General features: G+C 56.8%; 25 protein-coding genes. 6 read left to right on the top strand and 19 right to left on the bottom strand.

Annotated elements, in window-relative coordinates:
• Positions 1-50: 50 nt before the first annotated feature.
• The 8 genes from ACXAIA_RS03130 to uraH all read right to left on the bottom strand — a co-directional run bounded on the left by ACXAIA_RS03130 (position 51) and on the right by uraH (position 9,601).
• Positions 51-971 carry an ABC transporter permease gene (locus ACXAIA_RS03130; protein ID WP_475348060.1) on the bottom strand — a complete coding sequence of 307 codons (921 nt, stop codon included), beginning with the start codon at positions 969-971 and terminating at the stop codon, positions 51-53.
• Positions 971-2,050 (bottom strand): ABC transporter permease, encoded by a 1,080-nt coding sequence (locus ACXAIA_RS03125; RefSeq protein ID WP_475348059.1) that lies wholly within the window; start codon positions 2,048-2,050, stop codon positions 971-973. The genes ACXAIA_RS03130 and ACXAIA_RS03125 overlap by 1 nt, the downstream gene beginning before the upstream one ends.
• Complete coding sequence (locus ACXAIA_RS03120) at positions 2,037-3,668, bottom strand: ABC transporter ATP-binding protein (protein WP_475348058.1); 1,632 nt, start codon at positions 3,666-3,668, stop codon at positions 2,037-2,039. The genes ACXAIA_RS03125 and ACXAIA_RS03120 overlap by 14 nt, the downstream gene beginning before the upstream one ends.
• A 63-nt stretch (positions 3,669-3,731) precedes the next feature.
• The gene (locus tag ACXAIA_RS03115; protein WP_475348057.1) at positions 3,732-4,205 is read right to left on the bottom strand and encodes a nucleoside deaminase; all 474 of its coding nucleotides are present in this window, start codon (positions 4,203-4,205) and stop codon (positions 3,732-3,734) included.
• A gap of 110 nt (positions 4,206-4,315) precedes the next feature.
• Positions 4,316-5,350 carry a xanthine dehydrogenase accessory protein XdhC gene (xdhC, locus tag ACXAIA_RS03110; protein WP_475348056.1) on the bottom strand — a complete coding sequence of 345 codons (1,035 nt, stop codon included), beginning with the start codon at positions 5,348-5,350 and terminating at the stop codon, positions 4,316-4,318.
• A 3-nt stretch (positions 5,351-5,353) separates the two neighbouring features.
• Positions 5,354-7,750: a xanthine dehydrogenase molybdopterin binding subunit gene (gene xdhB / locus ACXAIA_RS03105; protein WP_475348055.1), complete on the bottom strand. Its 2,397-nt coding sequence runs from the start codon at positions 7,748-7,750 to the stop codon at positions 5,354-5,356.
• The gene (xdhA, locus tag ACXAIA_RS03100; RefSeq protein WP_475348054.1) at positions 7,743-9,239 is read right to left on the bottom strand and encodes a xanthine dehydrogenase small subunit; all 1,497 of its coding nucleotides are present in this window, start codon (positions 9,237-9,239) and stop codon (positions 7,743-7,745) included. Before xdhA ends, xdhB begins: the two co-directional genes overlap by 8 nt.
• Positions 9,240-9,247: 8 nt before the next feature.
• Positions 9,248-9,601 (bottom strand): hydroxyisourate hydrolase, encoded by a 354-nt coding sequence (uraH, locus tag ACXAIA_RS03095; protein WP_475348053.1) that lies wholly within the window; start codon positions 9,599-9,601, stop codon positions 9,248-9,250.
• 433 nt (positions 9,602-10,034) lie between these two features.
• Here uraH and puuE point away from each other — a divergent pair, with 433 nt between their 5' ends.
• From puuE to ACXAIA_RS03075, 4 genes are all read left to right on the top strand, one after another.
• Complete coding sequence (gene puuE / locus ACXAIA_RS03090; protein WP_475348052.1) at positions 10,035-10,949, top strand: allantoinase PuuE; 915 nt, start codon at positions 10,035-10,037, stop codon at positions 10,947-10,949.
• Between the two features lie 26 nt (positions 10,950-10,975).
• Positions 10,976-11,503 (top strand): 2-oxo-4-hydroxy-4-carboxy-5-ureidoimidazoline decarboxylase, encoded by a 528-nt coding sequence (gene uraD, locus ACXAIA_RS03085; RefSeq protein WP_475348051.1) that lies wholly within the window; start codon positions 10,976-10,978, stop codon positions 11,501-11,503.
• A gap of 76 nt (positions 11,504-11,579) precedes the next feature.
• Positions 11,580-12,596, top strand: coding sequence for an allantoicase (gene alc, locus ACXAIA_RS03080; protein WP_475348050.1), 1,017 nt, complete (start codon positions 11,580-11,582; stop codon positions 12,594-12,596).
• A gap of 12 nt (positions 12,597-12,608) precedes the next feature.
• On the top strand, positions 12,609-13,115 hold the full coding sequence (locus ACXAIA_RS03075; RefSeq protein WP_475348049.1) for an ureidoglycolate lyase: 507 nt from the start codon (positions 12,609-12,611) through the stop codon (positions 13,113-13,115).
• A gap of 6 nt (positions 13,116-13,121) precedes the next feature.
• On the opposite strand, the gene ACXAIA_RS03070 is transcribed toward ACXAIA_RS03075, so the two are convergent.
• Both ACXAIA_RS03070 and ACXAIA_RS03065 read right to left on the bottom strand, forming a co-directional pair.
• Positions 13,122-13,796 carry an HAD family hydrolase gene (locus ACXAIA_RS03070; protein ID WP_475348048.1) on the bottom strand — a complete coding sequence of 225 codons (675 nt, stop codon included), beginning with the start codon at positions 13,794-13,796 and terminating at the stop codon, positions 13,122-13,124.
• A gap of 6 nt (positions 13,797-13,802) precedes the next feature.
• Positions 13,803-14,609: a tetratricopeptide repeat protein gene (locus tag ACXAIA_RS03065; RefSeq protein WP_475348047.1), complete on the bottom strand. Its 807-nt coding sequence runs from the start codon at positions 14,607-14,609 to the stop codon at positions 13,803-13,805.
• Between the two features lie 146 nt (positions 14,610-14,755).
• Here ACXAIA_RS03065 and ACXAIA_RS03060 point away from each other — a divergent pair, with 146 nt between their 5' ends.
• Positions 14,756-15,025 (top strand): ribbon-helix-helix domain-containing protein, encoded by a 270-nt coding sequence (locus tag ACXAIA_RS03060; RefSeq protein ID WP_475348046.1) that lies wholly within the window; start codon positions 14,756-14,758, stop codon positions 15,023-15,025.
• Complete coding sequence (locus ACXAIA_RS03055; protein ID WP_475348045.1) at positions 15,015-15,359, top strand: type II toxin-antitoxin system RelE/ParE family toxin; 345 nt, start codon at positions 15,015-15,017, stop codon at positions 15,357-15,359. The genes ACXAIA_RS03060 and ACXAIA_RS03055 overlap by 11 nt, the downstream gene beginning before the upstream one ends.
• A gap of 108 nt (positions 15,360-15,467) precedes the next feature.
• On the opposite strand, the gene ACXAIA_RS03050 is transcribed toward ACXAIA_RS03055, so the two are convergent.
• The 9 genes from ACXAIA_RS03050 to ACXAIA_RS03010 all read right to left on the bottom strand — a co-directional run bounded on the left by ACXAIA_RS03050 (position 15,468) and on the right by ACXAIA_RS03010 (position 24,673).
• A complete protein-coding gene (locus ACXAIA_RS03050) occupies positions 15,468-16,250 on the bottom strand; it encodes a succinate dehydrogenase iron-sulfur subunit (protein WP_062956809.1) in 783 nt (260 codons plus the stop codon).
• Positions 16,251-16,275: 25 nt separating this feature from the next.
• Positions 16,276-18,072: a succinate dehydrogenase flavoprotein subunit gene (sdhA, locus tag ACXAIA_RS03045; RefSeq protein WP_475348044.1), complete on the bottom strand. Its 1,797-nt coding sequence runs from the start codon at positions 18,070-18,072 to the stop codon at positions 16,276-16,278.
• Positions 18,073-18,076: 4 nt separating this feature from the next.
• The gene (gene sdhD / locus ACXAIA_RS03040) at positions 18,077-18,460 is read right to left on the bottom strand and encodes a succinate dehydrogenase, hydrophobic membrane anchor protein (RefSeq protein WP_475348043.1); all 384 of its coding nucleotides are present in this window, start codon (positions 18,458-18,460) and stop codon (positions 18,077-18,079) included.
• A 26-nt stretch (positions 18,461-18,486) separates the two neighbouring features.
• The gene (sdhC, locus tag ACXAIA_RS03035) at positions 18,487-18,867 is read right to left on the bottom strand and encodes a succinate dehydrogenase, cytochrome b556 subunit (RefSeq protein WP_475348042.1); all 381 of its coding nucleotides are present in this window, start codon (positions 18,865-18,867) and stop codon (positions 18,487-18,489) included.
• 404 nt (positions 18,868-19,271) lie between these two features.
• Entirely contained in the window at positions 19,272-20,321 is a 1,050-nt protein-coding gene (locus tag ACXAIA_RS03030; protein ID WP_475348041.1) for a MaoC family dehydratase, read from the bottom strand.
• A gap of 119 nt (positions 20,322-20,440) precedes the next feature.
• Positions 20,441-21,319, bottom strand: coding sequence for an HpcH/HpaI aldolase/citrate lyase family protein (locus ACXAIA_RS03025; RefSeq protein WP_475348040.1), 879 nt, complete (start codon positions 21,317-21,319; stop codon positions 20,441-20,443).
• A gap of 137 nt (positions 21,320-21,456) precedes the next feature.
• Entirely contained in the window at positions 21,457-22,371 is a 915-nt protein-coding gene (locus ACXAIA_RS03020) for an efflux RND transporter periplasmic adaptor subunit (RefSeq protein WP_475348039.1), read from the bottom strand.
• 8 nt (positions 22,372-22,379) lie between these two features.
• Positions 22,380-22,583, bottom strand: a complete 204-nt coding sequence (locus ACXAIA_RS03015; RefSeq protein WP_475348038.1) for a DUF1656 domain-containing protein — start codon at positions 22,581-22,583, stop codon at positions 22,380-22,382.
• Positions 22,580-24,673 (bottom strand): FUSC family protein, encoded by a 2,094-nt coding sequence (locus ACXAIA_RS03010; protein WP_475348037.1) that lies wholly within the window; start codon positions 24,671-24,673, stop codon positions 22,580-22,582. The genes ACXAIA_RS03015 and ACXAIA_RS03010 overlap by 4 nt, the downstream gene beginning before the upstream one ends.
• Between the last annotated feature and the right edge of the window lie 5 nt (positions 24,674-24,678).

Below are 24,678 nucleotides of genomic sequence, written 5' to 3'. Positions count from 1 at the left end.
CGAAACATCATTTGACGTGTTTCGGTCCCGCACACAAAGCCGCCGAAACCCTATTGGGCGGCTCTGAACGCCTGCCCGATACAGGCCGGCGCATTCAGTCTGATTTTCGCACGGTCGCTTGAAATAATCACCAGCACGATCACGGTCGCGAGATACGGCAGCATCGACATGAACTGGCTGGGCACGTGAATGCCAGCCCCCTGTGCATGAAGCTGCATCACCGAAATCAGGCCAAACATATAGGCCCCGGCAACCAGACGCCCCGGACGCCAAGTGGCAAACACCACCAGCGCAAGCGCAATCCAGCCACGACCGGCCGTCATGTTTTCTGCCCACATCGGCGTATAGGACAGCGACAGATACGCACCACCAAGGCCCGCCATCGCCCCGCCAAACATGGTCGCCAGATAGCGGATCTTGATCACGGAATAGCCAATCGCATGTGCCGAATGATGGGAATCCCCAACCGCCTTAAGCACAAGACCGGCACGCGATTTCGCAAGGAACCACGCCACCCCGATCACAACCGCAATCGACAGGTAAACGAGAAAATCCTGCCCAAACAGGATCGGACCAATAATCGGAATGGCGCTGATACCCGGGATCGCAAGGGCTGGCAGCGGCTCAATCGCAAAGCCTACAAAGCCCGATCCGACAAGGGCCGAGAAACCAACCCCGAAAATCGTCAGCGCCAAGCCCGTCGCAACCTGGTTGGCCATCAGCGTCAGGGTCAAAAACGCAAAGATCAGCGACATCAGGGTTCCGGCAACAATCGCGGCCAGAATGCCCAGGATCGCCGACCCGCTTGAGGCCGTGACCGCAAAACCGGCAATCGCACCAACCAGCATCATGCCTTCAACACCAAGGTTGAGCACACCGGATTTCTCGGTCACCAGCTCACCGGTTGCCGCCAGCAAAAGCGGGGTGGATGCGGTAATCACCGTCAGGATAAAGGGAACAATCCATTCCATTATGCGGTTCTCCCTTTTGCCGCGATGGAGCCGAAACGAATGCGGTATTTGGTCAAAACATCACAGGCCAGCAGGAAGAACAGCAAGATCCCCTGAAACAGCCCGGTCACGGCATTGGGCAGACCCAATGTAATCTGCGCCAGTTCGCCCCCCAAATAGGTCAGCGCCATGATCAGACCACCAAACAGAATGCCCACCGGATGCAAGCGACCCAGGAACGCCACGATAATCGCGGTAAAGCCATAACCCGGCGAGATGGACGGTTGAAGCTGCCCGATCGGACCGGCGACTTCAAACAAACCGGCCAAGCCTGCCAGCGCCCCGCCCAGAAGCAGCGTAAACCACACCATGCGTTTCTGACGGAACCCGACATGGCGGGCGGCCTGTGGGGCCTTGCCGACAACACGCAGCTGGAAACCGATCACGGATTTTGACAGCAACAACCAACCGGCAATCACCACCAGCACCGCAACCGCAGTCCCAAGATGCACGCGCGATCCTTCAAAGATGATCGGCAGCAACCCGGCATCCGGGAACGGACGGGATTCCGGGAAGTTGAACCCTTCGGGGTTCCGCCACGGCCCATGCACAAGGAAGCTCAGGAAAAGCGTCGCGACATAGGTCAGCATCAGGCTGGTCAGAATTTCATTGGCGTTAAAGCGCGTGCGCAACAACGCCGGGATCGCACCCCAAAGGGCACCGCCCAACGCCCCCAGCACAAACATGGCCGGCATCAAAAACACGCTTTCGCTGTCATAGAAATACAGTGCCAGACCCCCGCCGAAAATCGCCCCCATGGTCAGCTGGCCCTCGGCCCCGATGTTCCAGACATTGGCCCGAAAGCCCATAGCCAGACCGACCGCAATGATGACAAGCGGGGTCGCCTTCACAAACAGCTCGGAAATGCCATAGCTGTTATTGATCGGCAAAATGAAGAACGTATAAAGCGCATCAAACGGGTTCTTGCCCAGAAAGGCAAAGATGATCCCGCCGACAACAAGCGTCATAAGGATTGCCAGAACCGGCGACAGATAAACCATCGCCTGGGAATGCTGGCGACGGGGTTCAAGCCTGACCAACGCGACCTCCCTCTACTTGCGTGTCGTTCGCCGGGGTCGCGTCGCCTTCAAGATCATGAAGCCCCCCCATCAACAGACCAATTTCCTCGATGCTGACATCGGTCATCGGACGCGGTTTGGACATTTTGCCCTCCGCCATCACAACCACTGAGTCACAAATGGCATAAATCTCGTCGAGATCCTGCGAAATCACCAGAACCGCCGTGCCCTTGGCGGCCAGATCCAGCAATGCCTGATGAATGGCACTCGCCGCCCCGGCATCCACACCCCAGGTTGGCTGGGAAATCACCAGAACGCCCGGGTCCTGCAAAATCTCGCGCCCGACGATAAATTTCTGAAGGTTCCCGCCCGAAAGCGACCCGGCCTCTGCCCCGGAACCAGTGGTGCGGACATCAAATGTCTTGATGATGTTATCGGCGAATGACTTGGTCGGCACTTCGCGGATCAGGCCTTTGGCAGCCAGCGCCATGCGCCTGAATGCAGTCAAAAACCCGTTTTCCGACAGGCTCATATCGGGCACCGCCCCATGGCCGTTACGTTCTTCGGGAACGAATGTTGCCCCCAGACGACGACGGCGGCGCGGACCAAAATGTGCCACCGACGTGCCATCAATCTTGATGCTGTCAGGGGCCGCTTCCTGTTCGGTTTCACCGGCAAGGGCGCGGAACAATTCGTTCTGGCCGTTCCCGGCAACCCCGGCAACGCCCATGATTTCCCCGCCGCGCACCTCAAGATTAATGCCCTTAAGGTCGGTGCCAAACTGCTCATCGCTTTCAAGCGACAGGTCCGAAACAGCCAAGCGCACATCGCCAAACGTGCGGGCTTCGCCGCGGTCCGGTGCGGTCAATTTCTGGCCAATCATCATTTCGGCCATGGATTTTGCGGTTTCTTCGCGCGGATCACAGCCGCCGACAACCTTGCCACCGCGCAGCACGGTTGCCTTCTGGCACAGTGCCTTCACTTCATGCAGCTTGTGGCTGATATACAGGATCGCGCAGCCTTCATCGGCCAGACGACGCAGCGTCTCAAACAGCTTTTCGACTTCCTGCGGGGTCAGGACCGAGGTCGGCTCATCGAGAATCAAAAGTTTCGGGTTCTGCAGCAGACAGCGCACGATCTCGATACGCTGACGCTCGCCGACCGAAAGCGTGTAAACATGGCGATCGGGATCCAACGGCAGACCATAGGTCTTTTCAACTTCCTCGACCTGCTTGCGCAGCGCATCCATATCGCGCACGTCATTCATCGCAAGTGCGATGTTTTCAAGTACCGTCATGGTTTCAAACAGCGAGAAATGCTGGAACACCAGACCGATCCCCATTTCGCGCGCATCATGCGGGCTTGCGATCGTGACCGGCTTGCCTTCCCAGATCAGCTCGCCCTCATCGGCCTGCAGCACGCCATAAATGATTTTCACAAGCGTACTTTTACCCGCACCGTTTTCCCCCAACAGCGCATGGATTTCACCAGGCTCGATACGGAAACTGATATCGTCATTGGCCAGACAGCCCGGAAAGGCCTTGGTCACGCCGCGCACTTCAAGCTGCGCAGGCCCTGCCCCCTTCACGGTATTTGTCCCGGCTTCACCGGTCGTTGACGTCACTGTTGCCACCCCCATTTAGCGATATGTCTTGCACCCAACACGCGGTTTTACCCCATAACGCACTGCAATCAAACGGTCTCAATAAGCAATCTTGTCGGTTTTGAGATCCCAGGCGGTAAACACTTCGCGCGCCTCGGGCAAATCGACATGAATAATCGGCAAGGAACGATCTTCGATCGGCTTTGCCACCTCATCATAAAGGAACTGATCATCAAAACCGATGGCAGCGGCATCTTCGCGGCCATTGGCGTAATAGATCCTGTCCAGACGGGCCCAATAGATCGCCGCAAGGCACATCGGGCAAGGTTCGCAACTGGTATAGATTTCACACCCCGACAGATCGAACGTGCCCAACTTTGCACAGGCCGCGCGAATGGCGCTGACTTCGGCATGGGCGGTCGGGTCGTTCTGGGATGTGACGTTGTTCCATCCTTCGGCAATCACCTCGCCATTGCGCACAATGATTGCCCCGAACGGCCCCCCGCATCCCTCATCCATCTTTTGCCGCGACAAATCCACGGCATGGCGCATATGGCCCTTGGCGTCACACACAGCCAAACTCTCCTCTACGAAACCTCCGGCCCGGTTGCCCGAACCGCCTGATCAGACCGTCATTGCGCGGCCCTTTATCATTAATGTTGCCCTCAAAGAAGGCTTTAAGCTCAGCCCACCCCGTCTGATGCGGATTTGGGCGTTTGTGCATGTGCCATCTGTGCTTCACGCACGGATAACAGCTGTGCGGCAACCGATGCCGCAATTACCACCGGCTGTTTGCCGGTAATACCTTGAATTCCAATCGGAGTTGTCAGACGACCGATTTCAGCCGCACTCAACCCCCGATCAGAAAGACGTCGGATGAAGCGTGCACGCTTGGTTTGGCTGCCAATCATGCCAACAAAACCAAGATCATCGCGTACCAAAGCCGCCCGGCAGATGTCGAAATCAAGCGCATGGTTGTGCGTTAAGATCAAAACATGCGCCCCGGCCGGGATATCAGCGACCTCGGCTTCGGGCTTATCGCTTTGACAAACATGAATATTCTCGCCTTCCACACCCGCCAGAAAGTCTTCGCGCGAATCGATCAGGTGAATGTCAAACGGCAGCGGCGCCAAGGCCTGCACAACCGCCTTGCCAACATGCCCGGCACCAAAAATCCACATCGGAGTACGCGCATCATCAAGGCGCAAACAAAGCGTTCCCAGCCCGTTCAGCGATACAATCCCGCCACGCGCGGCCCCGAAACTGCCCGCAAGCATCTTGGCGTGCGCACCACTCACCCGCGCGATCTCGCTGCAATCGGTCGGTATGGTGACCCAGTGGCCATCGGCACGGGTCGGTGCGGTCTCGATTTCTTGCAACACGGTGCGCAGCGTTTCTTTCGCAACCCCACGCAACAGGTGAAAGCCAACCTCGACCGATCCGCCACAACATTGCCCAAGCCCCGGCCCCAGCGGGAAACGTACGATTTCTGCAAGCGGCAGAGTATCTGCCCCGGCCTCCAGTCCTTCACACACCCGGCGTGTTACCTGATGTTCAAGATTGCCACCACCAATCGTGCCCGAAATCGCATCAGGCGTAATCAGCATGAAGGCCCCCACTTCGCGCGGCGTCGACCCGCGAATGGCCGCAACACTGACCAGCATCACCGGACCCGGTTGGGACAAAAGCCTGATATGATCGTGCCGCGACAGGGGCATGACCTATTCCCCCGCCATTGATTGCGTGGATTGAACCCGTTCGATCATGCGCTTGGCGCAATCGGCAACCGCATGCAAGACCGCTTCGGGCGTTGCCGGGGTATCGAGGGCCGGGACGATCTTGTGGTTCGTCACCGATGCCACCGCATCGGCAATAGCCCGATGCACCGAAATCGCCAGCATCAGCGGCGGCTCACCCACCGCCTTTGAACGATGAATGGTTTTTTCTGCATTTCGTCCGGATGACCACAGATCCAATCGGAAATCTTCCGGTCGATCCGAACATGCCGGGATTTTATAAGTCGACGGCGCATGGGTACGCAGGCTTCCCTTTTCATCCCACCACAGTTCTTCGGAGGTCAGCCACCCCATCCCCTGAATAAAGCCGCCTTCAATCTGGCCAAGGTCAATCGCCGGGTTCAGCGAGCGCCCGACATCATGAATGATATCAACCCGCGTGACCTTGTATTCCCCGGTCAGGGTATCAATCAGAACCTCGGAACACGCCATGCCATAGGCAAAATAATAGAACGGCCGACCCGAAGCGCTTTCGCGGTCATAATGGATTTTCGGCGTCGCGTAATAGCCGGTCGCCGACAATGACACACGCGCCAGATAAGCCTGCTTGATCAGATCGGCAAAGGCCAACTCTTCCTTGTCGCCAACAATGACCTTGCCCGGCACAAAGCGGACAACACTTTCGGCAACACCGTATTTCTCGGCAGCAAAGGCAATCAGGCGGTTCTTGATCGTCATCGCCGCATCGCGCGCCGCCATGCCGTTCATGTCCGCCCCGCTTGACGCCGCGGTTGCCGATGTGTTGGGCACCTTGCCGGTATTGGTCGGGGTGATCTTGATCTGATCAAGGTCGATCTGGAATTCCTCGGCGACGACCTGGGCGACCTTGATAAACAGGCCCTGCCCCATTTCCGTCCCGCCATGGTTCAGATGCACCGACCCGTCCTGATAAACATGGATCAGCGCGCCGGCTTGATTGAGGAACGTCGTGGTAAAGGAAATCCCGAACTTCACCGGCGTCAGGGAAAGGCCCTTTTTCAAAACCGGGCTTTCGGCATTAAACGCGGTAATCTCTTCGCGGCGCTTGCGATAATCGCTGGCTTTCAGGATATCGTCGGTCAGCTCGGAAAGAACATTATCCTCGACCACCATATGGTATGGCGTCGTGTCGCGCCCCTTGCCACCGTAATAGTTGGCAATGCGCACATCCATCGGATCGCGCCCGACCATCATCGCGATTTCATCAATGATGCGCTCAATCGCGACCATGCCCTGCGGTCCGCCAAATCCACGAAACGCGGTGTTGGACACAAGGTTGGTCTTGCAGCGATAGGACCGGATTTCGACATCGCCAAGGTAATAGGCATTATCCGTATGGAACATCGCACGATCGGCAATCGCCGCTGACAAATCAGCCGAGAACCCGCAATTGGCGGCATACTGGATATCTAGCCCGCAAATCCGCCCGTCATCATCAAAGCCGACATCATAATCAACAATGAAGTCATGGCGCTTGCCGGTCATGACCATGTCGTCATCACGATCCAGTCGGAACTTCGCGGGGCGTCCGGTTTTGGTCGCAACGATGGCCGCCAGGGCCGCCCATTGCATCGCCTGGGTTTCCTTGCCGCCAAAGCCGCCGCCCATACGCCGCACTTCAACCGTGACCGCATTGGCCGGACGCCCAAGCACATTGGCAATATTGTGCTGCACTTCCGATGGATGCTGGGTGGAGCAATGCAGCAACACATCGCCATCCTCGCCCGGCATGGCAAAGCTGATATGGCCTTCAAGGTAAAAGTGATCCTGTCCGCCAATCTCCATGCGACCCGTTTGGCGATGCTTGGCGCGCGCGAGCGCCGATTTGGCATCGCCCTGTTTCATGACATGTGGCGGTGCGACGAAAAGCTGCTTTTCCAGTGCCTCCGCAACATCAAGAACCGCTGGCAGTTCTTCATATTCGATCTCGGCCAACTGGGCGGCGGCACGCGCCTGCGCGCGGGTTTCGGCTGCCACGCAAAAGACCGGCTGACCATAAAACTGCACGATGCCATCGGGCAGAACCGGCTCATCATCGGTATGCGCGGGCGAAACATCATTCACGCCGGGAATATCATCGGCGGTCAGGACACACACCACACCCGGCGCCGAACGGACCTTGGAAAGATCCATCTTGGTGATCTTGCCATGCGCGATGTTCGACGCCCCCGGGGCGAGATGCAGCGTTCCAAACGGCTCATTGATGTCATCAATATAAACCGCTTCTCCCGCAACATGCTTCGGGCCGCTATCATGTTTGGAGCTTGACCGCACACCCCCGCTTAAGCCCGCAGTCGGTGCAATCACCTCGTCCTTATCGGCTTTCATGGCTTGATCAGACATGCGCCGCCTCCTTGCCAACAAGGCGGGTGGCAATATCAGGCGCACTGGTTTCGATAAAGAGCTTGGTCAAAAGGTTTTGCGCCACCAGCATGCGATATTCCTTCGATGCGCGCATATCACTCATCGGGGAAAACTCGCTTGCCAGTGCCATTTGTGCGGCATTGAGGTTCACCTCATCCCAATCCTTGCCGATCAGGGCCGCTTCGCATTTCCTGGCCCGCATCGGGGTGCCCGCCATACCACCAAAGGCCGCCCGGAATTCCGAAACATTGCCATCATCATCCACCTTGATGGCAAAGGCCCCAAGAACGGCGGTGATATCCTGATCAAAACGTTTGGAGATTTTATAGGCCTTGAACACCAATCCAGTTTTTGGTTTGGGTACAATCACGCTTTCGACAAACTCGCCCGGATGGCGGTCCTGCTTGCCATAGGTGATAAAAAATTCTTCCAGCGGCACTTCTCGCCGGACATCGCCCATGCGCAGCACGACCTTCGCACCCAGCGCAATCAAGGCCGGCGGCGTATCGCCAATCGGGGATCCGTTGGCAATATTGCCGCCAACCGTCCCGGCATTGCGGATTTGCCGCGACCCGATTCGGCGGACCAACTCACTGACATCACTTGCCACCCGACCCAGCGCATCATGCGCCCGGCTATAGGTCACACCCGCCCCGATCACCAAGGCATCATCGGTCTCGCTCACCGATTTCAGATCGGCAACATCGCCGATGTAAATGATCGGGTCCAGACGCTTGAGCATCTTGGTCACCCAAAGCCCGACATCCGTGCCCCCGGCCAGAACCGTGGCATCCGGGTGCGCCACCAAAAGCGCGGCCAATTCATCCGACGTGCGCGGTGCAAAATACCGCCCGGCGGGGTGTTCAAGGGCAAGCGTGCCTTCACCTTCGACCATCGCGGTCAATTGGGCGGCAATATCGGCGCGACGTTTTTGTTCGGCACTGTCATTGGCGGCAACACCGCCTGCCTTGCGCGCGGCCTCGATAATCGGGCCATAGCCGGTGCAACGACACAGGTTACCGGCCAAGGCATCATTGATCGCACCCCGGTCATCCTCACCGCCATCCAGCCAAAGCTGATAAAGGCTCATGACAAAGCCCGGCGTACAGAAACCGCATTGCGATCCGTGGGTATCGACCATCGCCTGCTGCACCGGATGCAGGCTGCCGTCTTCGGATTTAAGATGCTCGACGGTCAGAAGCTGCTTGCCATCAAGGGTCGGGACAAACTGGATGCAGGCATTGACCGTGCGATAGGCCATGCCGCCTTTGCCATCGGGTTCGCCCAGCACCACCGTGCAGGCGCCACAATCGCCCTCGGCACAGCCTTCCTTCGTTCCCGCCTTGCGCTCAGTCAGGCGCAGATATTCAAGAACGGTCATCTGCGGATCAACATCGCGCAGGCTGCGTTCCTCGTCGCCGAGCAGAAAACGGATGTCAGAACGGAAGGATCCGGTCGCACTTGCCATGTCTGACCTCAGCTGCCGCGATAGGTGGAATAGCCGAACGGCGACAGCAACAGCGGCACATGATAATGCGCCTGCCCATCAGAAATGCCGAACCGGATCACGACCTGATCCAGGAATTTCGGATCGGGAAGTTCGGTACCGCTGGCATCGAAATAATCGCCAGCATGGAAAACAAGCTGATACTGACCCGGTTTGAAAGAGGCGCCTTCCAGCATCGGCCCATCGGTGCGGCCATCGACATTGGTCACGGCTTCGGCAACCATGTCATCATGGCCATTGCCAAAGCGATGCAGCTCAATGCGGATTCCGGCAGCCGGGCAGCCTTTTGCCGTATCCAGTACATGGGTGGTCAGTCGTCCCATGCCGGGCCTCCTCTCTCGTTCTATTATTTTATGAGCTGTCGCTTCTCCCCGTGGTCGGCATTCTGTTTGTGTTTTTGTGCCGAACCAATTTTTAAGCGATTTAAAATCGTCGCATTACACCCCGTCCGGGGGAAAGAGGCGATAAAGTGAAACTATATCAACAATTCTTTGAAAAACGAATAGAACCGTTTCAGGCACTATGAACGCAAACACAGGCGAAACGCCTTGATAGACCGCGAATAAAGCGGCACTAATCTGATCCCGTCCAGGAACATTATCAAAACAGCCTTGATAGTGCGGCACGTCGTTGGCCCGCCATACACAGGTTTCTTTCTTGCTGCGTTGCGGCCAATGGTTAATGCTACACCAAACAGGCCCGACAACAAAGCCGGGCGTACGGGATCAATCCCACAGAATTCAGGAGAAGGTTCGCATGAACGACCAGACATATGCGCGTGATTTGATTGGTTACGGTGAAAACCCGCCCAAGGCCAACTGGCCGAACAAGGCGCGCGTCGCTGTTCAGTTCGTGTTGAATTACGAAGAAGGCGGCGAAAACTGCATCCTGCATGGTGACCGCGCGTCTGAAGCCTTCCTGTCGGAAATGATCGGGGCCGACATGCGCGAAGGTGTCCGCCATATGAGCATGGAGTCGATCTATGAATACGGCTCGCGTGTTGGTGTCTGGCGGATTCTGAACCTGTTTCGCGAACGTCAGATCCCCATCACCATCTTTGCCGTCGCCATGGCGCTGGCCCGCCACCCGCGCGTTGGCGAAGTCGCCATGAAAGACGGTCACGAGATCTGCTCGCACGGTTATCGCTGGATTGATTACCAATACATGCCCGAAGACCAGGAACGCGAACATCTGCACAAGGCGATCGAAATCATCAAGGACGTCACCGGCGAACGCCCACTTGGGTGGTATACCGGGCGCACCAGCCCCAATACCCGCCGTCTGGTGGCCGAAGAAGGCGGTTTCTTGTATGACGCCGATGATTACAGCGACGAGCTTCCGTTCTGGAGCACCCAGACCGACACCCCCCACCTGATCGTGCCCTATACGCTTGATGCCAATGACATGCGCTTTGCCGCCATGCAGGGCTTCAATTCCGGCGAACAATATTTCCAGTATCTCAAGGACAGCTTCGACACGCTCTATGAAGAAGGGACCGAAACCCCGCGCATGATGTCGATTGGTTTGCATTGCCGCCTCGTCGGGCGTCCGGGCCGTTTTGCCGCACTCAAACGCTTTGTCGATTATGTCCAAAGCCACGACAATGTCTGGTTTGCCCGCCGGATTGATATCGCCCGTCACTGGCGCGAACATCATCCGTTTGGCGGCTAAGCCCGATCAACAAACACAAGGTCAATATGACAGAAACCACCCAATCCCTGTTTGAAACCCGCCCGCCGAGCACGCTTGCCGAAAGCGCGTTTGTCTCGCTCTATGGCTGGGTTTATGAACATTCGCCGTGGGTTGCCCATCAGCTTTATGCGCGTGGCATCACCGGCGAGCTCGATAATCCTGCATCCCTTGCCGATGCCATGGCGGCTATTGTGAATGGTGCGGTTGATGATGACAAACTCTCGCTTCTGCGCGCCCATCCCGATCTTGCGGGCAAGCTTGCGCTGGCGGATTTGACCGAGTCATCTCTAAGCGAGCAAAAGGGTGCCGGACTTGATCAATGCACACCCGATGAACTTGCCCGCTTTACCGAACTCAATGACCTCTATAAACAGAAGTTCGGTTTTCCGTTCATCTTTGCGGTCAAGGGCTTCCATCGCACCGATATTCTCGATGCGTTTGAACGCCGCGTGAAGAACGATACCGAAACCGAATTCAACGAGGCGATCGCACAGGTTCACCGCATTGCCAAATTGCGGCTCGAAGCGCTGTAGGATCACCCGCAGCACCCGACCCGGTGACCAATAACGACTGCCAAATAATAAACAACTAATTCAGGATAATACGACCATGAGCCATCAGGAAAACACCGACGCACCGGAATTTGCACAGCGCTTTGTCAATCTGGCCGACGAACGTCTGGGCGCAGAAGCAGTCTTTGCGACCGACGATTTCTTCGCCGACAAGCAGCGCATGCTGCAAACCGCAGACGCGGTGTTTTACCCGGATCGCTATGACGATCATGGTAAATGGATGGATGGCTGGGAAAGCCGCCGCAAACGTGTCGAGGGCCATGATTACTGTGTCGTCCGTCTGGCGACTTCGGGCCGTATTTACGGTGTCGATATCGACACCAGCCACTTCACCGGCAACTTCCCGCCGGCCGCATCCCTTGAAGGCTGCTATTGCCCCGATGGCGACCCGGCCGATGATGCGACGTGGGACGAAATCGTTACCCCCATGGGCCTTGGCGCCAGTGCACATCATTATGCCGATGTGACCTCAGATGCGATCTATACCCATGTTCGGCTGCACATTTATCCCGATGGTGGCGTGGCGCGTCTGCGCGTTTATGGTCGCCCGAACCGCGACTGGACGGAAATGGCTGCCAAGGGCGAGCAGGTCGATCTCGCCGCCATGATCAATGGCGGTGTGGTTCTGGACTGGTCGGATGCCCATTACGGCAACCCGAACGCCATTCTGGCCCCGGGCCGCGGGGTCAATATGGGCGATGGCTGGGAAACCCGCCGCCGTCGTGAACCGGGCAATGAATGGCTGATTGTCGAACTCGGTAACCCCGGCGAGATCGAAAAAATCATCGTCGATACCTGCCACTTCAAGGGCAACTATCCCGACCGCGTCTCCATTCAGGGCGCTTTTGTCGATGGTGAAAAGGACAAATCACTGCGCGCACGTTCGATGTTCTGGTCAACCATCCTGCCAGAAAGCAAGATGCAGGCAGATCACATTCATGAATTTGATGCCTCCGCGCTTAACGTCAATGGCCCGGTCACCCATCTGCGCGTCAATTCGATCCCCGACGGCGGCATCAGCCGTTTGCGCATCCTTGGCAAACCAACCAAGTAACGGGGCCAAGTCATGCAGCTTCCCATCGAACATCTGACGCCAGAGGCCTTCGCGCCCTTTGGCGAGGTCATCTCGACCGCGACCGCGCGCGATAGCTACAAGATCAATCAGGGCACCACGACCCGGTTCCATGATATCTCGCGCGTTGATGTCGCGGACGAAGGCGGTACCCCGATCATCAGCATCTTTCGCGGCACGCCCCGGCCCAAGCCGATTGAAATCAAAATGATGGAACGCCACCCGCTGGGCTCACAGGCCTTCATCCCGCTCTCGGGCCAGAAGTTCCTGATTGTCGTGGCCACGGGCACGGACACACCCAAGCCCGAAGACCTGCGCGCGTTTCTAAGTGATGGCACGCAGGGTGTAACCTACGCCAAAAACGTCTGGCACCACCCGTTGCTTGTGCTTGAAGAAGACAGCGACTTTCTGATCGTTGATCGCGCTGGTCCGGGCAATAACCTCAACGAGGTCGACCTGCCTTTGGTCGACGGCGAAGTCATCACCCTTGATTGGGCCTAAGCTGATTTAGTTCGAAATCAGGCCAAGATCTCGCAGGTAACCGTGCAGCTCTGCGCTGTTACCTGCAACATACCCTGCCCCGGCATCACGCAGGATTTCTGCATCCGCCTCATTGCGATGCGCCCCGCCCAGAAACCCGACCGATTGCATGCCGGCTGCCTTGGCCGCATGAATGCCCGACGGGCTGTCTTCAATCACCAGACAATGCTCCGGCACCCAGCCACATGAGGAGGCCGCCAACAGGAAAACATCCGGGGCGGGTTTACCACGCGCGACTTGCTCGGCCGAAAACACCCTGTCTTCAAAGAAGCCTGCAAGACCGGTCAGCCGCAAACATTGATCCAGCCTCGCCAGACCACTGCCCGACGCCAACGCAATCGGACGGGCAATATTGCGTAAAAGATCAGGAATACCGGCAATCGCCCGCAATTCTGTTTCAAAGGTACGGGCCAGTTCGGCCTCGCAGCGTTCCTGATAGGACACAGCCTCAATCTTCGCGCCAAACCGGGCATTCAACGCTTCGATCATTTCGCCGTATGTCACACCACCAAAATCACGCGCCAGTTCGCCCGCCGTGATCGTAACGCCATAGTCAGGCAGCAGCTTCTCATCGACAGCAAAAGACAAAATCTCGCTATCGATTAGGACCCCGTCACAATCAAAGATGATGTGTTGGACCATAAAAGCCTATTGCGCTGGGGCCTGAACCGGCGATGCCGCTCCACCATTGAGATCAAGGGCGAGCAAGCGTTTCTGGATGGTCTGTGAAAGCACCGGCCCTGCCCCGGCCTGAAGCGCACGCTGATAGGCCGCACGTGCCATTTCCGTCTTGCCCATCGCCAGCGCATTATCGGCGAAATGCGCGATATGCTCAGCCGTCGGCATCGCCTTGTTCACCCGAATAAAGACTTCTTCGGCTTCCTGATAACGACCTTGGCGATACAGGATTAGACCATAGGTATCGAGTGTACCAGGATCATCGGGGGCCACCTGCAACGCCTGTTTGGCAAGGCGTTCGGCTTCCTGCAAATTCTCACCGCGCACCGCATAATGATAGGCCAGCCAGTTAGCCGCCCCCATATTACCCTGTCCGGCGGCCTGATAGGCCTCGGCCGTCATGGTATCGCGATAGGATGAAATCACGCTTTCAATCGATGGCTGATCGAGCCCATCAACCCAGGTCAGCCCGACCCTTACGGCCTTGCAGCCCTGCGCATTGGCCTGCTGGCACATGGCGACCGCTTCCTCGACCGCGCCCATCACCGTCGCATTTGGTCCGGCGGCATATTCCTTGCCCGCCGCGTCACGTGCCAGCGCCTTGAAATCAATCATCGCCCGATAGCGATCATCGACCTTTTGCTCGGTGGGTGCCGCAAACATATCCTGCGCTTCCCACTTCGAACCGGTTTCCCCGCAGGCGGCAAGGCCCAACAGCAAACCCAGACCAACAAACGGGGCAAAAGCACGAAGAGATGAAATACGGCGATGGGGCAAGATGAACGTTCCCTGCTTGATGAAAACCCGACCAGCACTTTAGCGGTTTTACGTAAGACAGATATTAACAAAGCGCGACAAAATCACAGCCCGAACTTGACTTTGGTGCTACTGGGTCACACCATTAAAAGACGAAGGAGGTCGCCATGACTGTAAAATCCTCTATCTCTTTAACAGATGACCAGAACGCGTATGCTCGGGAGCTTGTCGCACAAGGCAAATATCCCAGTGTCAGCGCCGTGCTTCAGCAAGGTCTTGAGTTACTGCGCCATAAGTCCGAAACCGAGTCCCTTGAAACCGAAGCACTGCGCCAAATCATCACGGCGCGGCGCGAGGGTGAGTTTATCGCCAGCACTGCGATGAAAGATCGGCTTTCCGACATCGCCACCAAAAAGCGTGCATCGCATGACCTATGAGGTCATCTATTCGGCGGACGCCGAACGTGACTTTGAACTGATTTTCGACTTCCTGTTCGAAAACTATGTCGGGTTTGGTGAGGCTTCCGATGGTGCGATCACTCACGCGCATCAACGCCTGCTTGATATTCACAGCGATATCGAAAAACTGGGCACTGCACCATATTGCGGCACCTTGCATGACGCCATCGCATCCGGACTTCGTCACGTGACACTTGGCCGCGCCATCGTTTGGTTTGACATCCTTGAGGACGCCAAAAACGTCCGCATCCTCGCCATCTTCTTTGGCGGTCAGGATCATGTCCGCCACATGCTGACGAGGCTTCTTCAATAGTTCTCCATGATCATAGACCGGCAAAGAAAAAGCCGCCGGAATCCATGATCCTCGGCGGCTTCAACATGCTGGCGTCAAACGCCAATATCACGGCAACACTGTCAGCACTTACGCGCGGCGTTCTGCGATCATCTTTTTGATTTCGGTGATCGCAAGGGCCGGGTTCAGGCCTTTCGGGCAGGTGTTGGTGCAGTTCATGATCGTGTGGCAACGATACAGGCGGAACGGATCTTCGAGTGCATCGAGACGCTCACCGGTATATTCGTCACGCGAGTCAGCCAGCCAACGGTATGCCTGCAGCAGAACCGCCGGGCCGAGGTAACGGTCGGAGTTCCACCAGTAAGACGGGCACGCGGTCGAGCAGGAGAAGCACAGAATGCATTCCCACAGACCATCAAGCTTGGCGCGCTCTTCACGCGACTGCAGACGTTCGCCGTCCGGCGGGGTCGGGCTGTCGGCCTTGAGCCACGGCTCGATCGAAGCAAGCTGCGCATAGGGCTGGGACAGATCCGGCACCAGATCCTTCACCACCGGCATATGCGGCAGCGGATAGATCTTGACCTCGCCCTTGATGTCATCAATCGGCTTCAGACACGCAAGCGTGTTGCGGCCATCAATGTTCATCGCGCACGAACCGCAAATGCCTTCACGGCAGGAACGACGGAAAGTCAGCGTCGCGTCGATCTCGTTCTTGATCTTGATCAGCGCGTCGAGAACCATCGGCCCGCATTTGTCGAGGTCGATGTCATAGGTGTCGGTACGCGGGTTGTCGCCACTGTCCGGATCAAAACGGTAAATCTTGAACGCACGGACATTCTTCGCGTCAGCCGGCGCAGAGAACGTTTTGCCCTCTTTGACGACCGAATTGGCGGGAAGATTGAATTCTACCATCTCTCAAATCCTCTCTTGCCGCGCCTTAATAGACGCGCTCTTTCGGCTCGATATACGACACTTCATCAGTCAGGGTGAAGGTATTGACCGGACGATACGTCAGATCAACGCCATAGCCCTTGTCGGTGTCGACAGTCGCAATCGTGTGCTTCATCCAGGTTTCGTCATCACGCTTCGGGAAATCTTCGTGGGCATGTGCACCACGCGATTCATGACGCGCTTCTGCCGAATTCATGGTTGCTGCGGCACAGGTCATGAGGTTCTCAAGCTCGAGAGTCTCGACCAGATCCGAGTTCCAGATGAGGGAGCGATCCGAAACACCGACGTCGGGAAGCGTCTTGGCGGTTTCAGAAAGTTTTTCCTTGCCCTCTTTGAGGATTTCCGAGGTCCGGAACACGCCGCAGTTGCCCTGCATGACGCGCTGCATTTCAAGGCGGATATCAGCCGTCGGACGCGAACCCTTGGCCCAGCGCAGGCGATCAAAGCGTGCGATCGCTTCGTCACCGTCCGTACCTTTAAGCTCCTTGAAGGATGCCTTGCCATCAACAACTTCGGCGGCATGCAGACCGCATGCACGACCAAACACAACAAGATCGAGCAGCGAGTTCGTACCCAGACGGTTTGCACCGTGGACCGAAACGCAGGCTGCTTCACCCGCTGCCATCAGGCCCGGAACGATTGCGTTCGGGTCTTTGGCGGTCGGACGCAGAACTTCGCCCTTATAGTTGGTCGGGATACCGCCCATGTTGTAATGGACCGTCGGCAGGACCGGGATCGGTTCCTTGGTCGCATCAACACCGGCAAAGATTTTCGCGGTTTCGGTAATGCCCGGCAGACGTTCCCACAGCACTTCCGAACCAAGATGTTCAAGATGCAGGTGGATGTATTCGCCGTGCTCGCCAACACCGCGACCATCACGGATTTCCTGTGCCATACCACGCGACACAACGTCACGCGATGCAAGGTCCTTAACGGTCGGCGCATAACGTTCCATGAAACGTTCGCCTTCGGAGTTGGTCAGATACCCACCTTCACCACGGGCACCCTCGGTGATCAGGCAACCTGAACCGTAAATGCCGGTCGGATGGAACTGAACGAATTCCATATCCTGCAGACCAAGACCCGCACGGGCCACCATGCCATGACCGTCACCGGTACAGGTATGGGCCGAGGTGCAGCTAAAGAACGCACGGCCATAACCGCCAGAGGCCAGAATGACCATCTTGGCGTTAAAGCGATGCAGTTCACCGGAATCAAGATCCCAGGCCACCAGACCTTTGCACGAACCGTCTTCGTCCATGATCAGATCAAGGGCGATATATTCGACAAAGAACTCGGCTTTGTTTTTCAGGCACTGCTGATACAGGGTATGCAGCATGGCGTGACCGGTACGGTCAGCAGCAGCACAGGCACGTTCAACCGGCGCCTTGCCGTGGTCACGGGTGTGGCCACCGAACGGACGCTGATAGATCTTGCCATCTTCAGTACGCGAGAACGGCATGCCGTAATGTTCAAGTTCATGAACCGCCGGAACGGCGTTACGGCACATATATTCGATCGCGTCCTGATCGCCGAGCCAGTCCGAACCCTTGACGGTGTCATACATATGCCACTGCCAGTGATCCTCGGACATGTTGCCAAGCGATGCACCGATACCGCCCTGGGCAGCAACGGTGTGCGAACGGGTCGGGAAGACCTTGGTGATACATGCGGTTTTGAGCCCGGCTTCAACCGTACCCAGTGTCGCGCGCAGACCCGCGCCACCCGCACCCATAACAACGACGTCGTAGTTATGGTCGATAATTTTATAAGATTCACTCATTGGCTCAGGCTCCGGCAAAAACGATACGCAGGACTGAAATGATCGCGGCGACAGACAGGAAGGCTGCCACAGCCTTGATCAGCATCAGCGAGATCATTTCTGCTTTACGGTTGTGCACATAATCTTCGATCACGACCTGCAGACCGTGCGTGAAGTGCACGGCAACGCTGATGATCATCAGGATCATCATGGTCGAATGGAAGTACGAGCCCAGCCAGGCCTGGACGGCGTCGTAGTCTGCCGTATGCCCGGCAAGAATCGAAATAATGAACCAGATGCCGAGCGGAAGGTTTGCAGCAGCCGTAACGCGCTGGGTCCACCAGTGCGAAGAGCCGCTTTTGGCAGAACCGAGACCGCGGACACGGCCCAGATCGGATTGCATCTTCATGACAAGTTGTCCCCTCTTGCCCGGCCTTAGGCCAGACTGATGATCCAGGTGAGAATGGTCAGCACGATTGCCGCGCCAAAGACGATCGGGTTGCCTTTTGCAGCACCCTCATTCGTCAGGCCGCGACCAGTATCCCAGATAAGGTGACGGATACCGTTGCAAGCGTGGTAATAAAACGCCGCCGTCCATCCGAACAGCAGCAGCAGACCAAACCACGAGGTGAAAAATCCGTGATAGCCGTCAAAGGCATCACGACCAGCGCCGGCACCAATCAGCCAGGACGCCAAAAATACGAAACCAATGGCAAGGCCGACACCCATCGCACGGAAGGAGATGGACATCTTTGCCGTCATCGGAAGCCGGTACACCTGCAAATGCGGAGACAGCGGCCGATTGGCTTTGCTCATAACGGAATTGCCTCTTCTCAAAGTAGCTGGCGGGAAAGCAGGGTTTATTTACCCATGCAGCGGGTTTGAGTCAATCTGAACCCCTTTTTAAACCAAAGATTTCAGTGACAAAAACGCCTCAACTGCCTCCGTTGAACTACGTAGGTTGACCTCTCAGACACCGTAAACACCCTGCGGGATGGGCGCTGCAAAAGACACGGGTCTTTCACATACGGCGTAACGTGCTTTTAGCAATCGCACAATTAGACCTTCTTACGCAAGGAAACTGCCTTCGGATCGGGTCTAATTTGTTGCTAACACTTATGAACGCGCGGCCTTTCGATCAAGATCAGGCCACCGCGCGCACTTAAAATAGCGCGCTCTAGCCAAACGAACCATTAAGCAGCCCACCGTTTCCCGGCGAGTCAGCGCGGAATCAACACCGTATAATCAAAATCAAGCAACACGTCAGACGCATATTTGCCATCCGCACCTTTAAGCGGGAAGTCACTGGCCTGACGATCACGCACCGCAACAAGGCGCAGACGAAGCGCCCCCAGATCACGTCGCCCCGGCACTTCAAATTTGCCCAGAACCTCCGACCAGGCAAAGATTGTATCCCCGGCAAAGGCCGGATTGGCGTGTGTTCCGGCATTGATCGCGGCAATCCGGAAAGCATTGCCAAGCCCGTTAAATGACAGCGCCCGACACAGCGAAATGATGTGCCCGCCATAAATCAGGCGCTTGCCAAACCGCCCGCCATTGGCCGCGACCTGATCGAAATGCACCTTGGCGGTGTTTTGATAAAGCCGGGTTGCGATCTGATGTTCGGCTTCTTCAAGCGTCATGCCATCGACATGATCGATCTTCTCGCCGACATAGTAATCATCCCAGCAATGCGGTGACCCCGCCAACTGGGTTGAATAAGCCGATGCATCCAGCCCGACCGGAATCTGGAATGCTTCGGGTGCTACGACGCCAGGCAATTCCGGCAGGACCGTTTCCGGGGCCGGCGCATTTTCATCGCGTTTGCGCACCATGACCCAGCGATTGTAATCCAGCACCATCTCGCCGCGCTGATTGCGCCCGACGGAATTGACATACACAACACCGGTCTTGCCGTTGGAGTTTTCCTTGATCCCGGTCACGGTCGAAACCGAACTGACCGTATCGCCCGGATAGACCGGCACACCAAACACACCCCCGGCATAGCCAAGATTGGCCACGGCATTGAGCGACACATCAGGCACCGTCTTGCCAAACACCATGTGAAAAGCCAGCAAATCATCCACCGGTGCTGCCTTAAAGCCGATGCTTTGGGCAAACTCATCCGATGACTGCACGGCAAAGCGCGGGCCATACAACCCGGTATAAAGCGCCACATCACCGCTGGTGATTGTGCGTGGGGTCGCATGGCGGATTTCCTGTCCGATCTGGAAATCCTCGAAGTAATTGCCCGGATTGGTCTTTGACATTCAATTGCCTCCCTGAAAGGCCGGATTTTCTATGAGATACCGATGCGCGCGGCTTTGGCTGTCTTGAATGCAGCCATTTTCACGCGGCGCGAACCCTTTGCCTGATGGTGTTCGGGCGCTTAGGCCCCGTCCATTTCCGCGATCAAATCTGCCATCGCGACCAGCTTCTTGGCCGACACCACATGCAGATTTTCAATCAGTTTGCCATCGACCACGACAACGCCCTTGCCCGCAGCACTGGCTTCTTCGTGGGCGGCAATGATCTTGCGTGCCCAGTCGATCTCGGCCTCTGCCGGGGCAAAGGCCGCGTTGGCAGCCGCAATGGTTTTGGGATGAATAAGGGTCTTGCCATCAAAACCAAACTCGCGCCCCTGCTTGCAGGACGCCTCAAACCCGGCATCATCAGACAGATCAAGATGCACCCCATCAAGGATCGCAAGCCCATAGGCCCGTGCGGCCAGCAGGCACAGACCAAGGCTGGTCACCATCGGCAAACGGTCCGGGGTATGGGCACAGTTCAGATCCTTGGCAAGATCGGATGTCCCCATGACAAACCCACCCAGACGCGGATGCGCCCCGGCAATTTCCTTGGCATTAAGCATCGCAAGCGGGGTTTCCATCATGCACCAGATGGTCATTTCGTCATGCGCGCCTTCGGCCTCCATGATATTGGCGACCTGACGGACGGTATCGGCACTTTCGACCTTGGGCAGCAGAATGGCATCAGCCGATGTTTCGGACGCTGCAACAATATCGGCATACCCCCACGGGGTATTCAGGCCATTGGTCCGGATCTGAATTTCACGTTTGCCATAGCCGCCCTCAGCCAAAGCACTGACAATCTGATCACGTGCGGTATCCTTGGCATCGGGGGCCACCGCATCCTCAAGATCGAGAATAAGCCCATCGGCAGGAAGCGTACGGCCCTTTTCAAGGGCACGCGCATTGGAGCCGGGCATATACAAAACAGAGCGGCGCGGACGTGGGGCAGCAGCCATCAGGAATCTCCCGTTTGATAATATTCGTACAATATTTGAATTTAATTTTTACGAAAATTACCCAAACTTGTTTTCCCCTGCAACCCAATTTTTGCGGTGCGGCATGATCACATCCACCGCACCATCACCAAGACCATCTAGAATAACAGCTTCGGGCTCAGTCCGGCAAAACCGCTGCTGGTGTTTTCATCCTCGACCGTGACGACCGCACTGCGCCCGGCAACAAGACGGACGTCTTCGGGCACGTCTTCAAGCTCGACCCGGACCGGGACACGCTGTGCCAAGCGCACCCAGCTAAAGGTCGGTTTGACCTGGGCAAGGCCCGCCGAACTGCCGGACCGTTCGCTGTCCTGAATACCGCTTGCGATGCTGACCACATGGCCATGCAGCGGGCGATCTTCGCCCATCAACATCACCTTGACGCGATCCCCCACCGCAATGCGCGGCAGTTTGTTTTCTTCGAAATATCCCGCGACATAGAACGAGCTGCTATCGACAAGGGCGGCAATTGCACTGCCCGCCCCGACATAGGCCCCGCGGCGCAGCGAAAAGTTGGTCACAACCCCGTCAACCGGCGCCACCACACTGGTGCGTGACAGATCAAGTTCGGCCAAAGCCAGATCAGCACGCGCCAAATCCACATCGGCCTGCGCGGTCGCAAGGTCGGTTTTGACCTGTTCCTTTTTCTGATCGGTGACAACGTCGCTATCAAGACCGCTATAACGGGTGACTTCGCGCTTGGCCTGATCGCGCGCGGCAATTGCGTTTTCAAGTTTGGCGCGTGCCTGATCGACCGCCACCTGATAGCGCGCCCGATCAATGGTAAACAGCACATCGCCCGCCTTGACCGGCTGGTTGTCGCCAACAAGAACCTCGGACACCAGCCCGCCAATATCGGGGGCAATGGAAATCACATCGGCACTGACCCGGCCATCGCGCGTCCAAGGCTCGTTCATGTAGTAATCATAAAGATGCCATCCGCCCACACAGGCAATCAGCACAAGCAAACTTGTGAACCCGATACGCAGGCTTTTTAAAACGATATTTTTCATCACATCACCTATTTCAGAAAGACGGCCGAAAGCCCGGTCAGGATCAGCACATAAAGCGCAAGGTCGGTCAGCGCCGGATGGACGGTCATTTTGTAAAAACCGATCCGCGCCAGACCAAGATGGGTGACCTTCAGGCACCCCCATGCTGCAATTGTCAGAACCAGAAAGGTCGGGACATACAGGCCGTAAATGTTAAATGTCGGATTGATCATGCTGTTTCTCCCATGATCGTCAGCTGGGCCGGCAAGATGCCGCCACCCGTTTGTGTCTGCAGGCGTGGCGCACCTGTTTTCGAAAGATTGCGGCGAAGCGCGACCAAAGGCACCAGAAGCCGTTCGCGGTCAGAACCCTCGGGGTCGGCGACCACCAACCGCAAAAGGTTATCGACTTCCTCGACGATCCACGGATCAGGCAAGCGATCCGGATCAATCAGGCGGGCTTCGAAATGCCGCGCGATGGACCGCAAAAGGACCTTGATGCGGTTGGCAACCGGCTTGCTGGTAAACAGCGTCGCATTGCGCAAATCATAAAGGCAGGACGCAATCGTTGCTTCGGGCATGACCCGGATCAATGTATCGCGATGCTGCGGCGCCATGGCCAAACGCGGCAGGATAAGTCCCTGGCGATCAAGCAACCGGCGCACAAGGATCAGACGCCCATGGGCAAAGGATCCACGCGCAATCGCGGCAATATCCCGCCAGTTGGCCCGAACCAGACGCATGATTGATCGATCTGCCGGCACCACCCGGATAAAGGCGGTTGCAATTATCGCCGCACCAAAGCCCGCCAACGATGCAACACCGCCGCCCAGAATGGTCTCGATATCGCTGCTATAGGTCGTATCAAGGTTGAGGATCATGACAAGGTTGACCACCATCGCCAGACCAAAGCCATATGTCGCCTGGGATGTCATCAACACACCCAGCAAGATGCAATAAGGCGCAAATGACAGGGCGAGTAACGGAAAACCATCGATACCCGGCAGGATCGTCAGGTTATAGAAAACAACTGCACCAACCGCCATCGTGGTGTAACGGATAAAGCCCTTGAGTGCCGGCACCGGGTTATCAAGAAACGACATGATCGAACTGCCAACCGCTGCCATCATCGCCGCCGTGCCGCCTGCAGGCCATCCGGAAATAATCCAGAAGGCACACACTGCACTGATCGCGACCGCTGCAGCAATACCACTGCGCACCGCCCCATTGGCATCACGATCCATGGCTTCTGACCCGGCGGTTGCCTGCCAGCGGTTTAAAACGTCACTGGGTGCAGAACCCGCACGAATGCCATCCCACAGAACCCGGCAATCATGATGGAAATCAAGCAACCGGTGCAGCCGATCACACAAATTGACCATCAAAAGTCCACCCCAGTCAGATGACTGGTCGATCTGATCGCGAAACGCGGTCACACGGTCATGCAGGCTGCATGTCAGGTCCGGGTCATGGGCATCGCGATTAACGTGATCGATGATGTCATCACAAAGTGCGCGCAGTTCGGGCGGCAAGGTAACACCCTCTGCCGCAAGCGCCGTCAAACGGTCATGGACCGCATAACAAACCGGCAACAGGGATGCCATCGCACTTTGCAGCGCCTGCAATTCGCGTGTCCGCCCGGAAAAGCGCGACTTCTCATAGCCCAGATGCAAGGCCATGCCGTGCAACTCACCAAGGTCGGCGGCAATGCGCGCCCGGTCACGGTCCAGCTGATCGGCATCCATGCCCGCATCAAAGCTTTCCGTGACCAGCTTGGCGACATCCGCCATCCAGCCGTTGATTTGTGATGCGATCACCGGGCCGATATGGCGCGGCAAAATGATATGCCCGACCAGTGTGGCACAGAGAATGCCCACCGTGATTTCCTGACAGCGCGCAATCGCAGTCGGAAAGACAGAAAGCGGATCGGTCACACTCGGAAAGCCGATCAGGGCCACAGTGTACCCCGCCAGCATCAGAACATAACTGCGCGGTGTACGATCAAGCCGTGCGAAGAACAGGCAAACGCCAACCCAGACGGCCAGAACAGCACTCAGCACGATCGGCGCATTGACCAGATTGGGCACCAGAATGATCGCGACCACCGCACCAAACAAGGTGCCCAGCACGCGATAAACTGCCTTGGATGCTAGGACGCCGGAAAACGGATGGGCCACGATATAAACCGTCGCCATCGACCAGACCGGGCGATCAAGATCAAAGGCCAGCGCAATATAAAGCGCCAACATCGATGCCCCGAATGTCTTGATCGAAAAGATCCAGTCTCCGGCTTTTGGCCGAAGCGCGAGAATATTTTGCAACATCTGCT

It is taken from the genome of Thalassospira sp. ABL2_045, from assembly GCF_056161285.1.
The sequence above is the reverse complement of the archived record's forward strand: the minus strand, read 5'-3'. Positions and strand labels throughout refer to the sequence as shown.